A 15,924-nucleotide genomic window follows, 5' to 3' on the forward strand; every position below is an offset into this window, starting at 1 on the left:
ATGGGCTTCCTCATCCGCGTCGTCGTGAACGCCTTCGCCATCTGGATCGTGACCCTGATGCCCGCGCTGCAGGTCACCGTCATCGCGTTCCCGCCGGGCGAGACGCTGCAGTACGTCCTGACGCTGCTCATCGTGGCGGCGATCTTCGCCATCGTGAACACCATCATCGGGACGATCGTGAAGATCATCTCGATCCCGCTGTACATCCTCACGCTCGGCCTGATCGGCCTCGTCATCAACGGCTTCCTGCTGTGGCTCACGGCCTGGATCACGAGCTTCTGGAACTGGGGCCTGCGCGTCGAGGACTTCTGGTGGGGGATCGTCGCGGCGCTCGTCATCTCGATCATCAACTGGATCGCCGGGATGTTCCTGCGTCCTCGTCACCGCAGGGACTGACGCCCGGCGCGGCTACGACGCCCGGCGCAGGGACTGGGCCCGGCGCGGGGACCGCGCCGGGCACAGGGACCCCGCCCGGCGCCCCCGCGCCCGGCACAGGAACGGCGCACGGGGTCCGCTCGGCGCCGAACTCGAGCACCTCGACCGAGGTCGCGCTCTGCAGCTCGTCGAGGCGCCCGCGCACGGCATCCATCCGCGGGTCGCTCGAGGCGTCGAGCATGGCCGCGGTCTGCTCGTACTCCCCGATGTGGTGCGCCGCTAGCGGGTCGGCGACCGGGAGAGGGGGGTCGACCGACCGCTCGGCGACGAAGCTGCCGGCCGCACCCGTGCCGCCGTCGAGCCCGCCTCCCGCGATCGCCCCCACCGGGTCGTCGGTATGGCGGATCGTGACGTCGAGGGTGCCGTCGCCCACCTCGGCGTCGACGGGCGACCCGAACGTCACGAGCGTCCGGGTGTCGAAGCCGCCCTCGACCGCGAGGCGCGACGTGATCATCGCGCCTTGGGAGTAGCCGAAGGCGTGGACGGTGTCGCCCGGCTTCGCTCCCGCCGCCCGCAGCGCCTCGAGCGTCGCCTCGTACGAGGCGGACTTCTGGCCGAGGTACAGCTGCTTGTTCGAGGTGAAGTCCCACGGGCCTCTGCTCGTGGTCCCCGCCACGTAGACGGCGTACTGCCGCGAGCCGTCCGGCATCGTGTACCGCTCGACCCGCACCCGGGCGGCCGGATCGCTGGGGATGCGCGCCGCTATGCCCGCGAGCGACGTCGGCGCGCCCGCCTCGGCGCCCACGGCGGCCGTCACCGGGATGAGCTCGACGGCCGGGGCCGGACCCGTCAAGCGCTCGCCCCGCAGGATCGTGCCCCCACCCGACGAGCGGAGCCCCGTCGTGAGCCCCAGCGCGACGATGCCCGCCCCCGCGGCGCCGGACCCCATTCCGAGCCACGAGCCGAACTCGACGGCGGGCCCCACGAAGGGCGCCGCCCACGACGCATCCCGCCACAGCTCGGCCCACCACGCCCGGGCGCCGCTCGAAGGGTGCTCCGCCTCGATCGCCTCGAGGCGGGCGTCGATGCGAGCCATCGCCGCCGCGTCGCCCGCCGATTCGGCCGCCGCCCGCCGGGCGTGGAGCTCGACCGTCTCGTACAGCGCCGCCGTGTCGCGCAGCCGCGCCGCGAGTCCGCCCGGGCGGTCGGTGAGGTCGCCCGCTCGACCGACGAGGCCGTAGGCGCGGCCGATCGCCCCCGTGTGCGCCACGCCCGGGACGTACTCCACCTGGTGCGCCGCCTCGCGCAGAAGTCGTGTGAGGTCGTGCAGGTCGCCCTCCAGCGCGTCCAGCCGGTCGGCGGCGGCGTAGAGGCTGTCGGTGTCGACGGCGACCACCCCGCCGCTGCGGATGTCGAGGTCGCCCACGTCACCACGCTCCGGCGAGCGACGACTGCCACGCGGCACGCACATCGTGCTCGAGCACGAGGGTGTCGCGCCGCACGGCGTCGAGGTCGGCGATGAGCTCGGCGAGCTTCGACCGGTACGCGCGCGCCGCCTCGCACTCCCACGCGGTGTCGTGCTGAAGCCGGTGGAGCGCCGTCGTGGTCGCGTCGAGCCTGCGGCGCGCCTCGGGAAGGAGTCCGGCGGGGGCGTGGCGCGTCGTCACTGTCAGGTGCATGCGTCGAGCCTGGCGTCGACGCGCACGCGAGCGGCGCGCCCTCCCGGAACCTCGGGAGAACGCGCCGCTCGACGCACCTGGGGAGGAGGCGCTGAGCCCTCCTCCCCGTCGGCTCAGCCGGCCGGGCCGACCACCACCTTCGCCGTCGCCGTCGTGCTGTTGCCCGCGGCATCCGTCGCCCGGTACGTGAAGGTGTAGACCGCCTTGTTCACGGCCCGCACCTGGAACGACGTGTCGCTCACCGTCACGACCTCGGCCTTCTTCGCACCGGACGCCGTCGCCTCGACGAGCTCGACCGTGACCGGCCCGCCGCTGTCATCGGTCGCCGTGACGTCGATCGTGAGCGGGCGCAGCGCGCTGTTGGGCGGGAAGATGCGCGATTCCGACGGCGTGACCACGAGGGTCGGCGCCGTCGTGTCGGGCTCGGGCAGGTCGATGCCGACGATGACCGGGTCGTGGTCGCTCGACCGGTACGGGTCGGGCGCCCAGAGCGCGTCCTCGAGCGGCTGCTTGAACGACATGTCGTAGTCGAGGATGCTCGGCTCGTCGGCGTTGATGTTCCACGGCGCGGCGCCCGTCACGTCGGCGACGAGGCCGGGCCCGGCCAGCGCGTGGTCGAGGTAGCCCAGCTGCCCGTCGAAGTCGTAGGAGTAGGCATCCTCCCCCTGATACTTCAGCAGCAGATCGGTGTACCCGGCCGCCTCGAAGGCCCGGATGGGGTCCTCCTTGTCGTACGAGTTGAGGTCGCCGATGATGAGCGAACGGTCGCCCGTGCCCTGGCCCGTGGGGTCGGTCGCGAGCCAGTCGGTGATCGCCTGCGCGGCCGCGGTGCGAACGCCGTTGCAGTTGCCCTGACCGTCTCCCGCGTCGGGGTCGCCGGGGCACGCCGATCCCTTCGACTTCAGGTGGTTCACGACGACCGTCACGGCGGCGTCGTCGCTCACACGCCCGAAGGTCTGCGCGAGGGCCGGCCGGTTCAGCGTGTCGATGAACCGCGGGTCGACCGCCGACGTCAGCAGCGCGAAGTCGCCGAGCGGCTGCACGGTGGCCTTCTTGTAGAGGAACGCCGTCGTGATGGCGTCGGTGCCCACCTTGCCGGTGTTGACGAAGCCGTACACATCACCGCCGACCTTCGCGTTGAGCGCCCGGGTCAGCTCCGCGACCGCGGAGCTCGCCGGATCGGTCGTCGAGCCGTTGTTCTCGATCTCCATGAGACCGAAGACGTCGGCGTCGATGGCCGAGAGGGCCGCCACGATCTTCGCCTCCTGCCGCTGGAACTCCTCCACGGTGTCCGCGCCACGGGTGTAGTCGTCGTCGTTGGAATTCGTCGGCGTCGGATCGATCGTGGTGAAGAAGTTGAGCACGTTGAAGCTCGACACCTTCAGGTCGCCGCCGACCGTCGGCACCGCGGGCCGCGGGTTCTCGACCCGGAACCCGGCGGGCTTCGTGAGCTGGATGCCGTAGCTCGTCTGCCCGTCGGCGCTGCGCACGCGCTGATCGAGCACACCCGTCACCGACGCCAGCACGTCGCCGCCCCGGAACGAGTTCTCGAGCGTGAACGGCTGACCGTTCGGGTGAAGGGCGGGCGACGGATTCTGCAGCGAGCGCCCGTCGTCGATCGTGATGCGCTCGACGAGGTTCGCCGCGGCGAGCGCCGCCGCCTCGGGCGTCCCCGCGTCGAAGGTCGCCGTCGGCTGATACTGCCGCGTCAGGCCGGCATCGATCGTGCCGTAGCGCGCGAACTCGAAGTACTCGAGGATCGCGAGGTCCTGCGGCACGGTGACGTACATGCTCTCGAGCGCCTCGCGCTGAGCGTCGGTCGCGGGAAGCGTCAAGGCGGCGGGAGCCGGCAGCGCGGCATCCGTGTCGCAGATCTCCATGCCGTTCGCGGTGATCTCGGTGAGCCCCTGGAACTCGCTCACGACGCCCGCGACGCTCACGACGTCGCCGACCGACACGTCGAGCGCGCCCTCGCCGTTGCCGGGTGTGTTGTCGGCGTCGTTGCGGTACACGAAGACGCCGTCAGACGTGGCGGGGTTCCCGTCGCCGGCATCCTGCAGGAAGAAGCCGTCGAAGCCGCCGGTCTGGAAGTCGCCGACGACGGTGCCCTGCACCCGCACGACGGAGCCGGCGACGGGAGAGGCATCCCCCGCACCCTGCACGGCCCCGATGGGAGTCGGAGCGAGGGTGCACCCGGCGACGGGATCGGGGTCGCCCGGGTCGCCCGGGTCGACGGTTCCGGGGCACGTCGAGGTGTGGGAGCCGAGACCCGACACGGTGTCGGTCGGGAGGATGTTCCACTGAGCCGTCGGGACGAAGGCGTCGGAGCCGTTGGGGTCGCCGCAGCTGTCGGCCTTGCGCTGCAGGGTGCGGTCCTGCGTGATGTCGTTGCCCGAGCCCCAGAAGCTCCCGGGGTCGGTTCCGATCTGTCCGAACACGTCGAGGATCTGACCGTCCTTGGTCAGTGCGATCGCGTCGTCGCCGTTGAAGAGCGCCTGCGAGGTCGTGAGGTCGGCCTGCGCGAGGATCGCGGGGTTGGCGAGGGTGCTCGCGAGCACGAAGACGTCGTGCGAGGCGAGTGTGCCCGTGAGCGGGACCTGGAGACCCGCGGAGGACGATCCGTTGAAGAAGAAGTCGAGCCGGTAACCCGCCAGGGGCACGGCGGCGTCGGTGGGGTTGTAGACCTCGACGGCCTTGTTGTTGCTGAGACCCTCGACGACCTCGCTCAGGAAGAGCGGTGCGGGCTCGGCCGCCGTGGCCGGGGGTGCGGCCACGAGGGCGCCGAGGACGACGGCTCCCGCGGCGAGATAGACGGATGGACGGACGAGACGATGCACGGGACCTCCTTGGCGAGCACATGGAAAGAGAGGCCTCGTGAGCCTCTCCCGGTGCACACCGTAGGCGAGAGGGGCGGGGAGCGGTAGACCTTGTGGTGACGGCGCGGTGAACGGTAGTGAACCGGATTTCGGCCGTGCGCGCGGCCGCCGTCTGGGCAGAGAATGGACCGCATGACCGCGAGCGCCGCCGATCCCTTCCGGGTCGTCTTCGTGTGCACCGGCAACATCTGCCGGTCGGTCATGGCGGAGGTCGTGTTCCGGGGGTTCGCGGATGCCGCGGGCCTGCGCGATCGCGTCGGCTCGACGAGCGCCGGCACCGGCGACTGGCACGTCGGGGAGCGGGCCGATCAGCGCACGATCGAGGCGCTCACCCGCCGCGGCTACGACGGCTCGCATCACCGGGCCCGCCAGTTCACCCTCGCCGACTTCGCGCACAACGACCTCGTCGTCGCGCTCGACCGCAGCCACGAGCGCATCCTCAAGGGCTGGGCGCCCGGCGAGACCGACGCCGACAAGATCGCGCTGCTCATGTCGTTCGATCCGTCGGCGCGCAGTCTCGACGTGCCCGACCCGTACTACGCGGGTCCCGGAATGTTCGACGAGGTGCTCGGTATGATCGAGAGCGCGAGCCGGGCGCTCTTCCGGCAGCTCGAACCCGCGATACGACCCGCCGTCTGACTCGGCGCGGTCTCGCGTGAAGGCCCGACGGGAGTCCCGTGACCATCTCCTCCGACCAGCCCCTGGGTGTTCAGCCCCTCAGCCCCCTCGACGGCCGCTATCGCGCCGCCGTCTCGGGACTCGGCGAGTACCTCTCCGAAGCGGGCCTCAACCGCGCCCGCGTCGAGGTCGAGGTCGAGTGGCTCATCGCCCTCACCGACCGCTCGCTGTTCGGCACGACGCCGCTCGGCGAGACCGAGAAGGACCGGCTGCGGGTGCTCTACCTCGACTTCGGGCCCGACGAGATCCAGTGGCTCGCCGAGCGCGAGGCGGTCACGCGGCACGACGTCAAGGCCGTCGAGTACCTCGTGCGCGACCGGCTCACCCAGCTCGGCCTCGACGGCATCGCCGAGCTGACGCACTTCGCCTGCACGAGCGAGGACATCAACTCCACCGCCTACGCCCTCACGGTCAAGCGCGCCGTCGAAGAGGTGTGGCTCCCGAAGCTCCGTGCGGTGATCGCGTCCCTGCGCGCTCTCGCCGAGAAGCATCGGGATGCCGCGATGCTGTCCCGCACGCACGGTCAGCCGGCGACCCCCACGACGATGGGCAAGGAGCTCGCCGTCTTCGCGTGGCGCCTCGAGCGCGTCGCGGCGCAGGTCGCGGCATCCGATTTCCTCGCGAAGTTCTCGGGCGCGACCGGAACGTGGTCTGCGCACCTCGCCGCGGAGCCCGACGTCGCGTGGCCGATCGTCTCGCAGGAGTTCATCGAGTCCCTCGATCTCGGCTTCAACCCGCTGACGACCCAGATCGAGTCGCACGATTGGCAGGTCGAGCTGTACGACCGCATCCGCCACGCGGGCGGCATCCTGCACAATCTCGCGACCGACATCTGGACGTACATCTCGATCGGCTACTTCACCCAGATCCCGGTCGCCGGTGCGACGGGGTCATCGACGATGCCGCACAAGATCAACCCGATCCGGTTCGAGAACGCCGAGGCGAACCTCGAGATCTCGGGCGGCCTTCTCGCGACGCTGGCGCAGACCCTCGTCACGAGCCGCCTGCAGCGCGACCTGACCGACTCGACGACGCAGCGCAACATCGGCGTCGCCCTCGGCCACTCCCTCCTCGCGCTGGACAACCTGCAGCGCGGCCTGGGCGAGATCTCGCTCGCCGAGGACGTGCTGCTCGCCGACCTCGACGGCAACTGGGAGGTGCTCGGCGAGGCGATCCAGACGGCCGTGCGCGCCGAGGTCGTCGCCGGCCGCTCGACCATCACCGACCCCTACGCGCTGCTCAAGGAGCTCACGCGCGGCCGCCGCGTCGGCGCGGCCGAGCTCGCCGAGTTCGTGCGCGGTCTCGAGATCGGCGACGAGGCCAAGGAGCGCCTGCTCGCGCTGACCCCCGCGACCTACACGGGCATCGCGTCCGAGCTCGTCGACGTGCTCGACGAGGAGCTCGAGCCCGAGGCCGAGCCCCGCTCGTCGGTCTAGGAGCGCGGCTGGTCGCTCGCGGTCTTCTCGTCCGCGGCCCGGCCCGCGGCTGCGAGAACTAGGAGCGCGGCTGGTCGCCCGCGGGCTCGTCCCCGGCGGCCGGGGCGTCGCCGGCGTGCTCGTCGGGGAGGAGCACGGGGCGGTCGACCTGCTTCTGGATCTGCGCAGGGTCGACGGCGAGGAGCAGCAGCGACACGATCAGCAGCACGGCGATGAATGAGACGCCGGCGGCGATCGCCGCGACGACGAGCGCGCGCTCGATGTCGGCGGCCGGCTTCGCCTGGAAGAAGCCCATCGAGACGAGCGTCACGATGCCTGCGAAGACGGCGGCGGCGAACGCGAGCCCGAGCAGCTGCACGGGCTTCATGAGATCGCGGCGGGTCGGCTTGTGGTCGGTCATGACGGACTTCCCTGATCGGATGCCGCGGGCGCGTCCTCTGCGGACGGCTCGACGGAAGGCGACCGGCGGGGCGAGAAGCCCGCGATCGCGAGGTAGACGGCGATGATGGCGGCGTATCCGCCGAAGATCCCCACGCCGATCGTGGTGCCGGTGAGCGTGAAGGACTGCCCCGCGTCGGCGATGTAGTACCGCAGCGCGTACTGCGTCGGGACGAACAGCAGGCCGAGGCCGAGGAGGATCGTGATGATCCCGACCGTGATGGCATCACGCGCTTCGCCGCGGGCCTGCAGGTCGGCGGACCCGCGAAGCTCACGCCGCGAGCGGATGCCGGACGCGAGCTCGATGACGCCCGCGAGCAGAGCCCAGACGATCACAACGACGAAGAAGATCGTCGTCGTGCGCCACGTCGAGACGCCGCCCACCATGCCCGCTATGACGGTGACGATGCCGAGGAGCACGAACGGCCACCGGCGACCCGCGGGATAGACGAGCCAGATCGCGACGAAGAAGACGATCGACGTCGCGATCGCCCAGCCGCTGAAGACCGACATCCCGATCGCGGCCGAGTGGTCGGGTGAGAACGTGATCATTGCCGCGGCGAGCGCCGCGAAGACGGCGCGCGCGAGCTGCACATGCCGCACCTCGAAGGTGCGCGGGGCGCTTGATGATGACACGACTGACTCGGGAGACACGACGGAAGGGATGCCTCCAGTCTAGGTCGCCGCCGGGCACCCCCCGTCCGGAGCTCGGCGAGGGGTCGACCCCGATCCCTAGAGCGACGCCAGCGCGTGCTCGAGGTCGGCGATGAGGTCGTCGACCGACTCGATCCCGACCGACAGGCGCACGACCTCCTCGGGCACCGCGAGGTCGGTCCCGCGCACGGACTTGTGGGTCATCTCGTCCGGGTAGTTGACCAGCGACTCGACGCCGCCGAGCGACTCGGCCAGCTGGAACATGCTGGTCGACTCGACGAAGCGCCGGGCGGTCGGCCCGTCGGCGAGCGCGAGCGACACGATGCCGCCGAACGCGGACATCTGCCGAGCGGCGACGTCGTGTCCCGGGTGGTCGGCGAGCCCGGGGTAGTAGACCTTCGCGACCCGGTCATGCGCCGAGAGGAATGAAGCGACGGCCGATGCGTTCTCGCTGTGCCGCTGCATCCGAATGGCGAGCGTCTTGATGCCCCGGGTGGTGAGCCACGCGTCCAGCGGGCCCGACACGCCGCCCACCGCGAACTGCAGGAATTTGACCTTCTCGGCCAGCTCGTCGTCCTCGATCACGAGCGCGCCGCCGACGACGTCGGAGTGGCCGCCGAGGTACTTCGTCGCGGAGTGAACGACGACGTCGGCGCCGAGCCCGATGGGCTGCTGCAGGGCGGGCGAGGCGAACGTGTTGTCCACCACGACGAGCGCACCGGCCTCGTGTCCCAGCCGTGCGAGGCCCGCGATGTCGGTGATCTTCAAGAGCGGATTGCTCGGCGTCTCGACCCACACGATCTTCGCGGGGCGCTCGGCGAGACTCGCCTGCACGACGTCGAGATCGTGCATGTCTATGACGCGCACCTTGACGCCCCACGGCCCGAGCACGCGCGAGATCAGGCGATAGGTGCCGCCGTACACGTCGTTGCCGAGCAGCACTTCATCGCCCGGCTCGAGCGCGGCGCGCAGGAGCGCGTCCTCCGCGGCGAGGCCTGACGCGAAGGAGTACGCGTGCGTGCCGCCCTCGATCGCGGCGAGCTGGCGCTCGAGTGCCGTCCGTGTCGGGTTGCCGCTGCGGCCGTATTCGAAGCCGTGCCGCAATCCGCCTATGCCGTCCTGGACATACGTGGTCGAGAAGTGCACGGGAGGGATGACTGCACCCGTCGTGGGGTCGGCGATCTGCCCCGAGTGCACCGCGAGGCTCTCGAAGCCGCGAGCACGGACGCGGGAGGTGGGAAGGGTGGGCTCGTCGCTCACAGAGCGCTCCTTGCGTCGTCGGTCTCGGCATCCATCGACTCGATGCCGTTCAGGGAATACCCGTGCGCCGTCATCCAGTCGTCGTCGAAGAGCTTGCTGAGGTAGCCGCGCCCGTGGTCGGGGAGGAGCACGACGACGACGGCGTCGTCGGGGAGGTCGCGCGCGGCGCGCAGCGCCCCGACGACGGCCATGCCGCTCGACCCGCCGACGAGGAGGCCCTCCTCGCGGGCGAGGCGGCGCGTCATCGCGAACGACTCGGCGTCGCTGATGCGGTGGATCTCGTCGACGATCGACGGGTCGTACGCCTCGGGCCAGAAGTCCTCGCCCACGCCCTCGACGTCGTAGCCGTGCACGGGGCCGCCGGAATAGATCGACCCCACCGGGTCGACCCCGACGATGCGGACCTCGCCGGCCGATGCCTGCTTCAGGAAGCGTCCCGTTCCCGTGATCGTGCCGCCCGTGCCGACGCCCGCGACGAAGTGCGTCACGTGCCCCTCGGTGTCGCGCCAGATCTCCGGACCCGTCGTCTCGTAGTGGCTGCGCGGCCCGTTCTGGTTGGCGTACTGGTTGGGCTTGTAGGCGCCCGGGATCTCACTGGTCAGCCGGTCGGAGACGCTGTAGTACGACCGCGGGTCGTCGGGCTCGACCGCCGTCGGCGTGACGACCACCTCGGCGCCGTAGGCCCGGAGCACGGCGCGCTTGTCCTCCGCGACCTTGTCGGGTACGACGAAGACGCAGCGATAGCCGCGCTGCTGGGCGACGAGGGCGAGCCCGACGCCCGTGTTGCCGCTCGTCGGCTCGACGATCGTGCCGCCGGGCTTCAGCAGGCCGTCCCGTTCGGCCGCGTCGATGATGTTGGCCGCGATGCGGTCCTTCGACGAGCCGCCGGGGTTGAAGTACTCCACCTTCGCGAGCACCGTGGCGCCGATGCCGGCGGTGACGTGGTTGAGGCGGACGAGGGGGGTGTTGCCGACGAGGTCGGCGACGCTCTGCGCGTATCGCACGGGGGTGTCCTAAGTGTGAGGCCGCGCTTCAGATCGCGCGGGACTGTCGTGTGGGGTCGGTGAGCGGTGCGAAAGCACTCAGCGACAACAGCGACAGGTCAGCACGGTCGAGAGCTTAGGGGCGCACAGGCGCCACGGCGCGTTTGTTACGTAACCTCACGCTACGTCACAGGACGTCAGGCGTCGACGGTGCCCCTGATGAGGGGGAGGGAGGCGTCGACCGCCCGCTCGATCTGCGTCACGAGGCTGTCGCTCGCGATGCGCCCGTCGGAGTAGTCCGTCGGGCGGGCGTAGACCCCGACCGGTGCCGCGAGCGCACGGAAGAACGCGAACAGCGGGCGCAGCTCGTGGTCGATCGCGAGGGTGTGCTGGTCGTTGCCGCCGCCGGCGGCGAGCAGTACGGGCACCCCCTCGAGGGCGTCCTGGTGCACGAGGTCGAAGAACGACTTGAACAGACCGGTGTAGGAGCCGCGGTAGATGGGCGTGCCGACGACGACGAGGTCGGAGCGCCCGAGCCGCTCGAGCGCCGACTGCAGCGCGGCGCTGCGCTCGGCACCCGTGAGGGCGGCGGCGATGTCGACGGCGAGCGAGCTCAGCTCGATGACCTCGGCATCGACTTCCCGGTCACGGGCGATGCGTGTGAGGATGCCCTCGAGCAGGACGCTGGTGGAGCCGGGGGCGCGGAGGCTGCCGGAGACGGCGGTCACGACGAGGGTCATGCTCGGCATCCTCGCCCGGATCATGCGCCGGTCGCGACCCGGGTTGCCGAGTGTGTGTCACGGTTACGCCGTGTTGCGTCGCGGACGTCGTGGGTTTCCGCGTGTTTCATTCCGCCGCCGGTCCGCCCGGGCGCCCGGGCTAGCGTCGCCGTCATGTCGCAGCCGATCCCCGTCGCCCCCACGCCCGTCGCGTCGCACCACGACCACCCGGCGCGCGCCGCGGGGTCGCTGCCCGCCGACGACTTCAAGGCGCTCTTCCGCGGCCACCCGGGCGGCGTCGCGGTCATCACGGCCGACAGCGGCTCGGGTCCCGTGGCCCTCACGGCCACGTCGGTCTCGTCGGTGAGCGCGGAGCCGCCGCTCCTCGTCTTCTCGGTCTCGGCCATCTCGTCGGCGGCCCCGGCCGTGCTCGCCGCCGACACCGTCGTCGTGCACCTTCTGGATGCGGACGACATCGACGTGGCGCGCATCGGCTCGACGAGCGGCATCGACCGCTTCGCCGACGGCGATCGCTGGTCGCGTCTCGTCACGGGCGAGCCGGTCTACCACGGGGTGCGGGCGTGGGTGCGCTGCGCGGTCATCAACCGGATGGATGCCGGCGGCTCGACGGTCATCGCGGCGCACGCGCTGCAGTCGAGCATCGCCCGCGACGTCGACCCCGGCGACCACGGCAATGCGCTGGTGTACCACAACCGCACCTGGCACCGCCTCGGCGACCACTCGCGCCTCGACTGACCCGCGGGGAAGCGACCCGGCCCGCTACGGCACCCGGTAGCCCGCCGCGCGGAACAGCTCGTACCACTCCGCCCGCGTGAGCGGGATGTCCGACCCCTGCGCCGCCGCCGACACCCGCTCGGGCGTCGTCGTGCCGAGCACGACCTGCATGTTCGCGGGATGCCGGGTGATCCACGCCGTCGCGATCGCGAGCGGCGGCACGTCGTACGCCGCAGCGAGGCGGTCGATCACGGCGTTGAGCTCGGCGAACTCGGGGTTGTCGAGGAAGACGCCCGTGAAGAAGCCGGCCTGGAAGGGCGACCACGCCTGGATCGTGATGCCGTTGAGGCGGCAGTAGTCGACGATCCCGCCGCCGTCGAGCGTGAGCGACTGCTCGGTGCCCTGCATGTTGGCCGCGACCCCCTGCGCGATGATCGGCGCGTGCGTGATCGACAGCTGCAGCTGGTTCGCGACGAGGGGCTGGCGGACGGATGCCTTCAGCAGGTCGATCTCGCCGGGGGTGTGGTTCGAGACGCCGAACGCGCGCACCTTGCCGGCATCCGCGAGCTCGTCGAACGCACGGGCGACCTCGTCGGGCTCGACGAGCGCGTCGGGACGGTGCAGGAGCAGGATGTCAAGGTAGTCGGTCTCGAGGGCACGCATCGAGCCCTCGACCGAGGCGATGATGTGTTCGTACGAGAAGTCGAAGTACGGGCCGTCGGGCACGATGCCGCACTTCGTCTGGATCGTGATCTGCTCGCGGTCGGACGGGGAGAGCTGCAGCGCCTCGGCGAAGCGCCGCTCGCAGGCGTGCAGCGCGCCGCCGTAGATGTCGGCGTGGTCGAAGAAGTCGATGCCGGCGTCGCGCGCGGTCGAGACGAGTGCGCGAACGGCGTCGTCGTCCAGCTCGGCGATGCGCATGAGGCCGAGCACGACGTTGGGCGCGGGGCGGTCGATGCCTTCGAGGGCGATGGTCTTCATGGGGGAGCGGGTCCTCTCTCTTGCCCTTTCACGGTAGATAGCGGCACCCTAGAAGTCCAACGACTATAAGTCATGTGATTCAGAACCAGGCGGTATGAATGGAGCAGCGTCAGCTGGAGTACTTCGTGGCCCTCGCGGAGGAGCAGCATTTCACGCGAGCGGCCGAGCGGTGCCGCGTCTCGCAGTCCGGACTCTCGGCCGCGATCCGCCGGCTCGAGACCGAGCTCGGCACCAAGCTGTTCGACCGCACGACGCGGTCGGTCGTGCCGACGACAGCCGGCACGGCGCTCATCCCGCACGCGCGCGAGATCCTCGCCCAGACGGCGGCGGCGCGGGATGCCGTCGTCCGGTCGTCTCATCAGCTCGCGGGATCTCTCCGCGTGGGGTCGGAGCAGTGCCTCGGCTCGGTCGACGTCAACCTGCTGCTCGAGCGCTTCCACCGCCGGTATCCGGCCGTCGACATCCAGTTCATGCAGGCGGGCTCGCACCACCTCGTCGACCTCGTGCAGGACGACGAGCTCGACATCGCGTTCGTGGGCGGCATCGAGCTTCCGCCGACGCTGCAGACCCTTGAGCTCGGACGCCGTCCGGTCGTGCTGCTGTGCCCGTCCGACCACCCCCTCGCCGCACACTCGACGGTGTCGCTGTCACAGCTGAGCACGAGCGACTTCGTGGACTTCCGCCCGTCGTGGGGCGTCCGCCGGCTCAACGACGCGGCCTTCGCCCGGCGCGGCCTGACGCGGGCCGTCCGGTGCAGCGTCGATGACGTGCACACGCTCATCGACCTCGTCCGCCGCGGACTCGGCGTGGCCCTCGTGCCGCAGCACGTCGCGCACAAGCCCGAGGCCCGGCTGCTCCCGTCGGTCGACCTGACGCCGGGGGAGTCGGCGGACTGGGTCGTGTCGGCCGTCGTGACGAGTGCCGCGAGCCTCGCGCCGCGCCTGCTCGAGATCACGGAGGACCCTGCCGCCGAGGAGTCGCCGCAGGCGGCGTGACGGACCATTGGGGTCAGGGCGTCCGGAGCTCCTCCGGCTCCACCACGACGTCGACGAGGGCTCCGTTGCGCCAGAGCGTCATCTCCATGCGCCGGCCGATCGCGCCCTCGACCATCTGACGCTGCACGCCCGTCACCGTCGTGATGGGCTGGCCGTCGAGCGCGATCACGATGTCGCCGCGACGCGCGCCGGCGTGGTCGGCGGGGCTTCCTTCCACCACGGACGCGACCTGCATCCCCGTCTTCGCGCCCACCTTCGCGGCGACCGCCGGCGCGAGGGGCACCTGCGCTCCCGCGACGCCGAGCCACGCGCGCCGCACCCGCCCCGCCACGAGCAGCGAGTCGATGATGGCGCGCGTCGTCGGATTGATCGGCACGGCGAGCCCGAGACCGATTCCGGCCACCGCCGTGTTGACGCCGATCATGCGCCCGCGGCTGTCCGCGAGGACCCCGCCGCTGTTGCCGGGGTTGAGCGCGGCATCCGTCTGGATCACCTCGTCGATGACGCGCCCGGCTCGCGTGGGCAGCGAGCGCCCGAGCGCGGACACGATTCCCGCCGTCACGCTGCCGGCGAGCCCGAGCGGATTGCCGAGGGCGACGACCAGCTGCCCGACCTGCAGCGCTGAGGCGTCGCCCCACGGCACGGGTGCCGGAGTCTCGCCGTCCGCGCGCAGCACCGCGAGGTCGGAGAGGACGTCGCTGCCGACCACGGACGCCGGCAGCTCCGTGCCGTCGGCGAAGGCGACCGAGACCCGATTCGCGCCCTCCACGACGTGGGCGCTCGTGAGCAGATGGCCGTCGGTCGAGATCACGGACGCACTTCCTCCTCCCGCACCCCGCGGAGTGCGCACCGAGACGGCCGCGACGGAGGGGAGCACGGATGCCGCGACCGCCGTCACCGCTCGCGAGTACGCATCCAGCACCGAGTCGTCGTCCACGCCACGATCTTGTGCCCGGGGACGGTGCCCGGGGGCGGTGTTCGCGGTGGGCGCACGCGCTCCTGCCACGAATACGCCCCCGGTGCAAGGGGGTGGTCCGGCGAACGCGGGGGCCGCACAATCTCCGTCAAGCGCACCCACGACGTACCTACCCGACTGCGTCCGTCGAGCTCCGCTCTCACTCGAGGCGAGCATCCGATCGGTGGGCGACACCGGGCGTTCCCACGCATCTCCGCGCGGTACGGCACGGCGCGCGAACCAGTCCGCCGCGGGCCGGGCGGAAAGACAAGGAGATGAGGAAGGGAACCAGACGCGCCGGAATCGGGCTCGGCGTCGGCATCGTGCTGGCGATCGCCCTTGCATCCCCCGCCTTGGCTGAGAACGGCTCTGCGCCCGACGCGAGCGCCACGACACAGGATGCTGTCTCCCCTGTCGTCGCGACCATCGCGGCGCCCACATGGGTCGATCCGTGCGGCACCGCCGACGACCGCGCCGTGCTCCCGGCCGACACCCTCGGCATCCACTACCGCTGGGCACAGCCGGAGGACAGCCGCAACCACGACGTCATCGCGAACACCAACGTCGGCTACGTGGTCTCCGATCTGCCCGCGGGCTGGAGCCCGCTCGACGGGGAGTATCTCTACACGTGGACGTACCGATTCACGGACGTCCCGTGCGGCACGGCGGAGCCGATGAGGGTGAGCCTCATGGCGCCGACCTGGGTGGATGCCTGCGGCACCGCGGACGACCGCGCGGTCCTTCCGGCCGACACCGTCGGCATCCACTACCGCTGGGCGCACCCCGGGGACCCGACCGACCACGACGTCATCGCGAACACCAACGAGGGCTACGTGGTCGCCGAACTGCCCGCCGGCTGGACCGCCGCCGACGACGGCGGATACCTCTACTCCTGGACCCACGCGTTCACCGACGAGGCCTGCGCCGTTCCGCTGACCTCGGCGGTCGGCGCGGGCCGGGGCCTGACTCGCTCCTCGTCGGTCTCCCTCACCGCGATCGCGGCGACGGCGGATTCCGCGAGCGCACTCGCGGCCACCGGCGATGCGGACCTCTCCCGAACTCTGCTCGGTGCGGCTGCGCTGCTCGTCCTCGGCGCCGGCGTGATCGTGTGGCGCCGAATGGGCCACGCCTGACGAGAGGTCAGCGGTCGCGGCATCCCA

General features: G+C 71.1%; 15 protein-coding genes and 1 pseudogene. 6 read left to right on the forward strand and 10 right to left on the reverse strand.

The genetic code is table 11. The features are described 5' to 3' along the window. On the forward strand, positions 1–396 hold the full coding sequence (locus AAIB33_RS15920; protein ID WP_345800935.1) for a phage holin family protein: 396 nt from the start codon (positions 1–3) through the stop codon (positions 394–396). Here AAIB33_RS15920 and AAIB33_RS15925 read toward each other — a convergent pair. The 3 genes from AAIB33_RS15925 to AAIB33_RS15935 form a co-directional block, all read right to left on the reverse strand. After that, on the reverse strand, positions 347–1,801 hold the full coding sequence (locus tag AAIB33_RS15925) for a hypothetical protein (RefSeq protein WP_345800936.1): 1,455 nt from the start codon (positions 1,799–1,801) through the stop codon (positions 347–349). The genes AAIB33_RS15920 and AAIB33_RS15925 overlap by 50 nt on opposite strands. A 1-nt stretch (position 1,802) precedes the next feature. Continuing rightward, positions 1,803–2,054, reverse strand: a complete 252-nt coding sequence (locus AAIB33_RS15930; RefSeq protein WP_345800937.1) for a hypothetical protein — start codon at positions 2,052–2,054, stop codon at positions 1,803–1,805. A 113-nt stretch (positions 2,055–2,167) separates the two neighbouring features. Further along, positions 2,168–4,891, reverse strand: coding sequence for an ExeM/NucH family extracellular endonuclease (locus AAIB33_RS15935; RefSeq protein WP_345800938.1), 2,724 nt, complete (start codon positions 4,889–4,891; stop codon positions 2,168–2,170). A gap of 171 nt (positions 4,892–5,062) precedes the next feature. Between AAIB33_RS15935 and AAIB33_RS15940 the strand changes: the two genes are divergently transcribed. Beyond that, positions 5,063–5,569 carry a low molecular weight protein-tyrosine-phosphatase gene (locus AAIB33_RS15940; RefSeq protein WP_345800939.1) on the forward strand — a complete coding sequence of 169 codons (507 nt, stop codon included), beginning with the start codon at positions 5,063–5,065 and terminating at the stop codon, positions 5,567–5,569. Positions 5,570–5,607: 38 nt separating this feature from the next. Continuing rightward, the gene (gene purB, locus AAIB33_RS15945; protein WP_345800940.1) at positions 5,608–7,044 is read left to right on the forward strand and encodes an adenylosuccinate lyase; all 1,437 of its coding nucleotides are present in this window, start codon (positions 5,608–5,610) and stop codon (positions 7,042–7,044) included. Between the two features lie 58 nt (positions 7,045–7,102). Here purB and AAIB33_RS15950 read toward each other — a convergent pair whose 3' ends face one another. The 5 genes and pseudogenes from AAIB33_RS15950 to AAIB33_RS15970 all read right to left on the reverse strand — a co-directional run bounded on the left by AAIB33_RS15950 (position 7,103) and on the right by AAIB33_RS15970 (position 11,119). After that, positions 7,103–7,444: an amino acid transporter gene (locus AAIB33_RS15950; RefSeq protein WP_345800941.1), complete on the reverse strand. Its 342-nt coding sequence runs from the start codon at positions 7,442–7,444 to the stop codon at positions 7,103–7,105. Further along, on the reverse strand, positions 7,441–8,118 hold the full coding sequence (locus AAIB33_RS15955; RefSeq protein ID WP_345800942.1) for an acyl-CoA synthetase: 678 nt from the start codon (positions 8,116–8,118) through the stop codon (positions 7,441–7,443). Before AAIB33_RS15955 ends, AAIB33_RS15950 begins: the two co-directional genes overlap by 4 nt. A 96-nt stretch (positions 8,119–8,214) precedes the next feature. Beyond that, positions 8,215–9,396, reverse strand: a complete 1,182-nt coding sequence (locus AAIB33_RS15960; protein ID WP_345800943.1) for a cystathionine gamma-synthase — start codon at positions 9,394–9,396, stop codon at positions 8,215–8,217. Between the two features lie 56 nt (positions 9,397–9,452). Then, positions 9,453–10,400 (reverse strand): annotated as a pseudogene (locus tag AAIB33_RS15965) (pyridoxal-phosphate dependent enzyme); the annotation flags it as partial. A 176-nt stretch (positions 10,401–10,576) separates the two neighbouring features. Continuing rightward, complete coding sequence (locus tag AAIB33_RS15970; RefSeq protein WP_345800944.1) at positions 10,577–11,119, reverse strand: NAD(P)H-dependent oxidoreductase; 543 nt, start codon at positions 11,117–11,119, stop codon at positions 10,577–10,579. A 153-nt stretch (positions 11,120–11,272) separates the two neighbouring features. Between AAIB33_RS15970 and AAIB33_RS15975 the strand changes: the two genes are divergently transcribed. Continuing rightward, the gene (locus AAIB33_RS15975; protein WP_345800945.1) at positions 11,273–11,854 is read left to right on the forward strand and encodes a flavin reductase family protein; all 582 of its coding nucleotides are present in this window, start codon (positions 11,273–11,275) and stop codon (positions 11,852–11,854) included. A gap of 24 nt (positions 11,855–11,878) precedes the next feature. On the opposite strand, the gene AAIB33_RS15980 is transcribed toward AAIB33_RS15975, so the two are convergent. Beyond that, a complete protein-coding gene (locus tag AAIB33_RS15980; protein ID WP_345800946.1) occupies positions 11,879–12,814 on the reverse strand; it encodes an aldo/keto reductase in 936 nt (311 codons plus the stop codon). Positions 12,815–12,912: 98 nt separating this feature from the next. Between AAIB33_RS15980 and AAIB33_RS15985 the strand changes: the two genes are divergently transcribed. Next, a complete protein-coding gene (locus AAIB33_RS15985) occupies positions 12,913–13,809 on the forward strand; it encodes a LysR family transcriptional regulator (protein WP_345800947.1) in 897 nt (298 codons plus the stop codon). Between the two features lie 13 nt (positions 13,810–13,822). On the opposite strand, the gene AAIB33_RS15990 is transcribed toward AAIB33_RS15985, so the two are convergent. Beyond that, positions 13,823–14,746 carry a trypsin-like peptidase domain-containing protein gene (locus AAIB33_RS15990; protein WP_345800948.1) on the reverse strand — a complete coding sequence of 308 codons (924 nt, stop codon included), beginning with the start codon at positions 14,744–14,746 and terminating at the stop codon, positions 13,823–13,825. 293 nt (positions 14,747–15,039) lie between these two features. On the opposite strand from AAIB33_RS15990, the gene AAIB33_RS15995 reads away from it, so the two are divergent. Next, entirely contained in the window at positions 15,040–15,897 is an 858-nt protein-coding gene (locus AAIB33_RS15995; protein ID WP_345800949.1) for a hypothetical protein, read from the forward strand. The last annotated feature ends 27 nt before the right edge of the window (positions 15,898–15,924 follow it).

Source organism: Microbacterium sp. AZCO (assembly GCF_039614715.1).
GTDB lineage: Bacteria > Actinomycetota > Actinomycetes > Actinomycetales > Microbacteriaceae > Microbacterium.

Coding starts and splice junctions, on each gene's coding strand:
- AAIB33_RS15920 (WP_345800935.1), top strand. CDS start 1: ATGGGCTTCCTCATCCGCGTCGTCGTGAACGCCTTCGCCATCTGGATC.
- AAIB33_RS15930 (WP_345800937.1), bottom strand. CDS start 2,054: ATGCACCTGACAGTGACGACGCGCCACGCCCCCGCCGGACTCCTTCCC.
- AAIB33_RS15940 (WP_345800939.1), top strand. CDS start 5,063: ATGACCGCGAGCGCCGCCGATCCCTTCCGGGTCGTCTTCGTGTGCACC.
- AAIB33_RS15950 (WP_345800941.1), bottom strand. CDS start 7,444: ATGACCGACCACAAGCCGACCCGCCGCGATCTCATGAAGCCCGTGCAG.
- AAIB33_RS15970 (WP_345800944.1), bottom strand. CDS start 11,119: ATGACCCTCGTCGTGACCGCCGTCTCCGGCAGCCTCCGCGCCCCCGGC.
- AAIB33_RS15975 (WP_345800945.1), top strand. CDS start 11,273: ATGTCGCAGCCGATCCCCGTCGCCCCCACGCCCGTCGCGTCGCACCAC.
- AAIB33_RS15980 (WP_345800946.1), bottom strand. CDS start 12,814: ATGAAGACCATCGCCCTCGAAGGCATCGACCGCCCCGCGCCCAACGTC.
- AAIB33_RS15985 (WP_345800947.1), top strand. CDS start 12,913: ATGGAGCAGCGTCAGCTGGAGTACTTCGTGGCCCTCGCGGAGGAGCAG.
- AAIB33_RS15995 (WP_345800949.1), top strand. CDS start 15,040: ATGAGGAAGGGAACCAGACGCGCCGGAATCGGGCTCGGCGTCGGCATC.